Annotated in this window: 6 protein-coding genes; 4 read left to right on the forward strand and 2 right to left on the reverse strand. The window is 33.3% G+C overall.

Annotated features, from left to right (window positions below; all coding sequences use genetic code 11):
- The 3 genes from BD31_RS08005 to BD31_RS08015 form a co-directional block, all read left to right on the forward strand.
- On the forward strand, positions 1–392 hold a 392-nt coding region (locus tag BD31_RS08005; protein ID WP_008301008.1), incomplete at its 5' end, for an aminotransferase class I/II-fold pyridoxal phosphate-dependent enzyme.
- Positions 389–1,240 (forward strand): prephenate dehydrogenase, encoded by an 852-nt coding sequence (locus tag BD31_RS08010; RefSeq protein ID WP_008301004.1) that lies wholly within the window; start codon positions 389–391, stop codon positions 1,238–1,240. The genes BD31_RS08005 and BD31_RS08010, both read left to right, overlap by 4 nt.
- 5 nt (positions 1,241–1,245) lie before the next feature.
- The gene (locus BD31_RS08015; protein ID WP_008300999.1) at positions 1,246–1,650 is read left to right on the forward strand and encodes an NUDIX domain-containing protein; all 405 of its coding nucleotides are present in this window, start codon (positions 1,246–1,248) and stop codon (positions 1,648–1,650) included.
- On the opposite strand, the gene thiC is transcribed toward BD31_RS08015, so the two are convergent.
- Together thiC and BD31_RS08025 are read right to left on the reverse strand one after the other, a co-directional pair.
- Positions 1,633–2,961, reverse strand: coding sequence for a phosphomethylpyrimidine synthase ThiC (thiC, locus tag BD31_RS08020; RefSeq protein WP_048097592.1), 1,329 nt, complete (start codon positions 2,959–2,961; stop codon positions 1,633–1,635). The two genes, BD31_RS08015 and thiC, sit on opposite strands and share 18 nt — an antisense overlap.
- A 234-nt stretch (positions 2,962–3,195) precedes the next feature.
- Positions 3,196–3,417, reverse strand: coding sequence for a hypothetical protein (locus BD31_RS08025; RefSeq protein WP_048097593.1), 222 nt, complete (start codon positions 3,415–3,417; stop codon positions 3,196–3,198).
- A gap of 298 nt (positions 3,418–3,715) precedes the next feature.
- Here BD31_RS08025 and thiD point away from each other — a divergent pair.
- Positions 3,716–4,759: bifunctional hydroxymethylpyrimidine kinase/phosphomethylpyrimidine kinase (thiD, locus tag BD31_RS08035; RefSeq protein ID WP_008301000.1), on the forward strand; the 1,044-nt coding region annotated here is incomplete at its 3' end.

A 4,759-nucleotide genomic window follows, 5' to 3' on the forward strand; every position in this document is an offset into this window, starting at 1 on the left:
TCATTGAAAAAATGGCAAAATTAGAGGCTTTATGCCTAACAAATGTTTCAGAACCTATCCAATACATTGCAATGAAAGCCCTAGAGGCAGATATATCCAACAATTCTAATACAGTGCAAAACAGACTTGATGTATTGATACAAAAAGCAAAAGAAATGGGGTTAGATTTTGTGGTTCCAGATGGAGCAATGTACATTTTTGCAAGAATTAATCAAAAAGGGTTTGACGGAGTTCAATTTGCCAATTCAACATTAGAAAGAGGATTGGCAGTAGCTCCTGGAGAAGGGTTTGGAAATTATAAAAATTTCATCAGAATTTCTGCATGTCAAGACGAAAAAACACTAATTGAGGGGATGAAGATACTAAACAACATAATGAGTGAGAACAAATGAAAAAAGTCACAGTTATCGGTGCTGGAGGTCAAATGGGGCAATGGTTTGCAAAATATTTTGCAAGTGAAGGTTTTGAAGTAACAGGTTTTGATTCAGAAAATAAAGTAGTAGGAAAAGACATCAAAGTTGCTGAATCACTGGTAGGAGGAATCCTAAAAGCTGATTATGTTGTTTTATGTACACCTACGAGAAGAACACCAGAAATTATCAGATTAATTGCAAAGGAGATGAAAAGAGACACATATCTTATTGAAATATCATCTGAGAAATCAAAAGTAGTGGCATCGTTATCAAAAATGCCAGCTAAAATTAATCCAATTTGCATACATCCAATGTTCGGTCCAGGAGTAAAAACAATAAAAGGACAAAATATAATTTCAGTTCCAATCAAAGATGCCAAAAAAGAACTTACGATGGCCAAATCACTTTTTGAAGGAGCAAACTTTGTTACAATTGATGCAGCAGAACATGATAAAAAAATTGCAGTTATTTTAGGATTAACACATTTAATGAATTTGGTTTTTGCAAACATCATCTCAAAAGATGAAAAAATGTTACTCACAGAGAAGATGTCAGGAACAACGTTTAGAGTTCAGAAAATATTGGCAGAGAGCATAATGACAGAGTCTCCAGAACTAATTGAGACCATTATTGCAAACCCAGAAATTCGCAGAGTTGCCGAAGAGTTGTGGAAAGACATTGGCAGATTACTTACTGCAGTTCAAGAATCAAAGACAGAAGAAGTGATAGACTACATCAAAGACTGTCAAGAAAGGTTAGCCAAGCATACGGACATAAATGAATCATACAAAAAACTATCAAAAATGGTAAAAACTGTTGAAAAATAACAGATATGCGTTCAACAAAGATAGTCACATCTTTTATTAAAAATAATGAGAGATTATTGATTCTCAAAAGAAGTAATGAAGTAAAAACCATGAAAGGGTTATGGGCAGGAATTAGCGGAATCATAGAAAAAAATGAAGACCCATTACAAAGAGCTAAAATTGAAATTTTTGAAGAAGTCGGAATAACAGATGAGCAAATTAGACTTGTAAAGTCAGCAGAGGGAATGAAGGTAAATTCACCGCAATACATCAATCACGAATGGGAGATATTTCCATTTTTGTTTGAATCAAACAATCCAAAAATCAAACTCAATTGGGAAAATTCAGATTTCAAATGGATCAAAGTAGACGAATTGAAAGATTATGAAACGGTTCCTAGTCTTCAGAAAGTATTATTCAACTTGTTGTAAACTATTATTTTCTTTTTCATACTTTTTTTGTTGTGGAAGCATCATATACACACAAGCGCCACCGCACATAGTACAAGGAACATTATTTCCAGGGTGTTGTCCAGTTCTGCTATGAATTTTTGCAGCTTCTTCAGGATCTATAGATAACGCAAGTTGTTTTTCCCAATCCAAAGTACGTCTTGCTTCAGTCATTTCGATATCCCATTTTATCACTTTATCACGTAGTTTGACAAGATCACCGGCATGAGCTGCAATTCGATAAGCTATCAATCCAGCTTTTACCTCATCAGCGTTTGGCAGTGCAAGATGTTCAGAAGGAGTGAGATAGCATAAAAGATCAACGCCTTCACTTGCAGATACCGCAGCACCAATTGCACTAGCAATATGATCATGACCCGATGCAATATCAGTAACTAATGGTCCAAGTACATAATAAGGCACATCACCAATTAATGATTTTGCCAGTCTTACATTGGCTGCAACTTCATTTAGTGGAACATGTCCAGGACCTTCAACCATAACTTGGATATCCTGTTCATGTGCACGTTTTGTCAATTGCGAGATATTGATCATTTCTTGAACTTGAAGTTCGTCATGAGAGTCCAAAATCGAGCCCGGTCTGAGGGCATCGCCAAGACTGAATGTTACATCATATTTTTTGGCAATTTCAATTAAATAATCATAATGAGTTAGATATGGATTTTCTTTATCATGTTTTAACATCCATGCGGCAGTAATGGTACCACCCTTACTTACAACACCACCATATCTTTGAACTTTTAAAATTCGTTTAGCAATTTCTTTTGTAATTCCACAATGGATTGTAGTGTAATCAACCCCATCTTTTGCATTATTTTCAAATGCATTTAGATAATCATCCTCAGTCAAATTCAAAGGATTTTTGTGGACTTCTACACCATAATTATAAGCCTCATAAATTGGAACAGTTCCAAATGTAATTGGAGCAGATTTCATCAGAGTTTGTCGAATTGTTTTAACATCACCGCCATCACTGAGATCCATAATTGTATCTGCATGATATTTGATAGCAACCTTTGCTTTTTCAATTTCTTCTTCTAAATTTACATTTAGAGTTGAAGTTCCAATGTTTACATTTACTTTAGTTTTAAGACCTTTGCCAATACCAACATTGTGAATTTTTTGCGGTCTAACATTATTACTAGGAATGATTATGGAGCCACGTGCAATCTTTGGAATTAGCCACTCTAGTGAAACATCCTCATCTTTTGCTACTTGTTTCATTTCATCAGTTGCAACTCCACGTCTAGCAGAAGTCATCTGAGTAGTCATGACCAAATCTATGTTCTCGCCTGATTTAAACAATCGTGAAAACTATGAGAAAGATTGGATTAACATTATTCCTTGGCACTATATTAGCAATATAGATCCACTTTTTATCTAAGAATCGCCCTATGTATCGCATGAGAACAAATAGAGAATGCATTCATTGTGGAAGGGAATTTAACAGTATAAAGGATCAATTTTGTTCTTTTGAATGTGCAGCCCAATCATCAGAATGAACGATTAGCTCAGATTCAGTTCCTTTTCCAAAAATATCTTTTCAGAATTAATTTTTGTGATTCTATCCAAAATAGGCTCCACAATATACTCAGAATCAGAGAGATTTACAAAGTTTTGTTTGATTTCGGTAATTCGTTGTTTAAGTTCAATTTCTGCAGAAACTAATGAAATGTAATTACGAAGTTTTTGGTTTTCAGATTTCAAGAGTTCAATTTCAGAAACCATTATCTAGGTGGGCTCCAACTCTCTTCGAAATTATCATCTACATGTTTAGAAACATAATATTGCTTACCACATTTGAAACACTGCCATACGAATTTTTCATTTTTGATTGATTGATATTGCATAGGGAGTAAACAAACAGTACAACGTAATGTTTCGGGTGAAGAATCATCCACCATAGGGATTTCAACCATCAGTCAAATCAAGATATACAGGTATAAAATAGATATCATAAATTAAAATTAAAACACAATATGGTTTTGAAGGAAAAATAGATTAGTACAAAAAATTACAAAACATCATGAATTTGCTTTCAATAGGAGGATCAGATCCCTCATCAGGAGCAGGAATTCAAAGCGACATCAAAGCATTTTATTCATTGAATGTTCATGGATTAACTGTAATTACAGCAATTACAGGTCAAAACACATCAACTTTTGGAATGGTTGAAGCAGTATCACAAAAAATTCTGAAAAACCAATTAGAGTCAATATTAACAGATTTCAAAATTGAAGGGATAAAAATTGGGATGGTGTTTAATTCTCAAATTATCAAGGTAATCTTTAATGAATTAAAAAAATTGAAAATTCCAATTGTTGTAGATCCAGTGATAAAATCAACTACAGGAGGATTGTTGATTGAGAAATCAGCAATCAAAGATTTTCAAAAATACATAATTCCGCTTGCAACGATAATTACACCAAACAAATTTGAGGCAGAAATATTATCCGAAACTAAGATTAATTCAGAAAAATCATTCAAGAAAATTGCAAAGACTATTCAAAAAATGGGATCAAAGAACGTAGTAATCACAGGAGTTAAACGAAAAAACAATCAGATATTGGATTTTGTTTTAGAAAATAACAAAAGTTATTCTATTTCAGGAGAGTTCATCTCAAGAGAGAATCATGGTAGTGGATGTAATTATTCTGCAGCAATTCTTTATGCTCTTGCAAAAAACAAAAACATACAAGAATCAGTAAAATTTGCCAAAGAATTCACATACAAATCAATAAAAAATGCAAAAAAGGTGGGAAAAGGAATCCCAGTTACATATATTCAAGAAAAAGATGAAATCAATTCAGAGCTACTAAAAGCAATTACTGAATTCGTAGAAATTAAAAATATTTATAAAAATATTCCAGAATGCCAAACAAATTTTGTTCATTCAAAAGAAAACCCAAAAACAATTAATGACATAGTAGGGATATCTGGAAGAATAGTCAAGACGGGGAAAGAAGTAACAGTGGCAGGAAATCTTACATACGGAGGCTCAAAACATGTTGCAACAGCATTACTTGCTATTAGTAGAAAATTTCCAGAGATAAGATCTGCAATCAATCTT

The organism is Candidatus Nitrosopumilus salarius BD31 (assembly GCF_000242875.2).
Taxonomy (GTDB): domain Archaea; phylum Thermoproteota; class Nitrososphaeria; order Nitrososphaerales; family Nitrosopumilaceae; genus Nitrosopumilus; species Nitrosopumilus salarius.

Excerpts from the sequence above, each read along its gene's own strand:
- BD31_RS08010 (WP_008301004.1), top strand. The coding sequence starts at position 389 with ATGAAAAAAGTCACAGTTATCGGTGCTGGAGGTCAAATGGGGCAATGG.
- BD31_RS08015 (WP_008300999.1), top strand. The coding sequence starts at position 1,246 with ATGCGTTCAACAAAGATAGTCACATCTTTTATTAAAAATAATGAGAGA.
- thiC (WP_048097592.1), bottom strand. The coding sequence starts at position 2,961 with ATGACTACTCAGATGACTTCTGCTAGACGTGGAGTTGCAACTGATGAA.
- BD31_RS08025 (WP_048097593.1), bottom strand. The coding sequence starts at position 3,417 with ATGGTTTCTGAAATTGAACTCTTGAAATCTGAAAACCAAAAACTTCGT.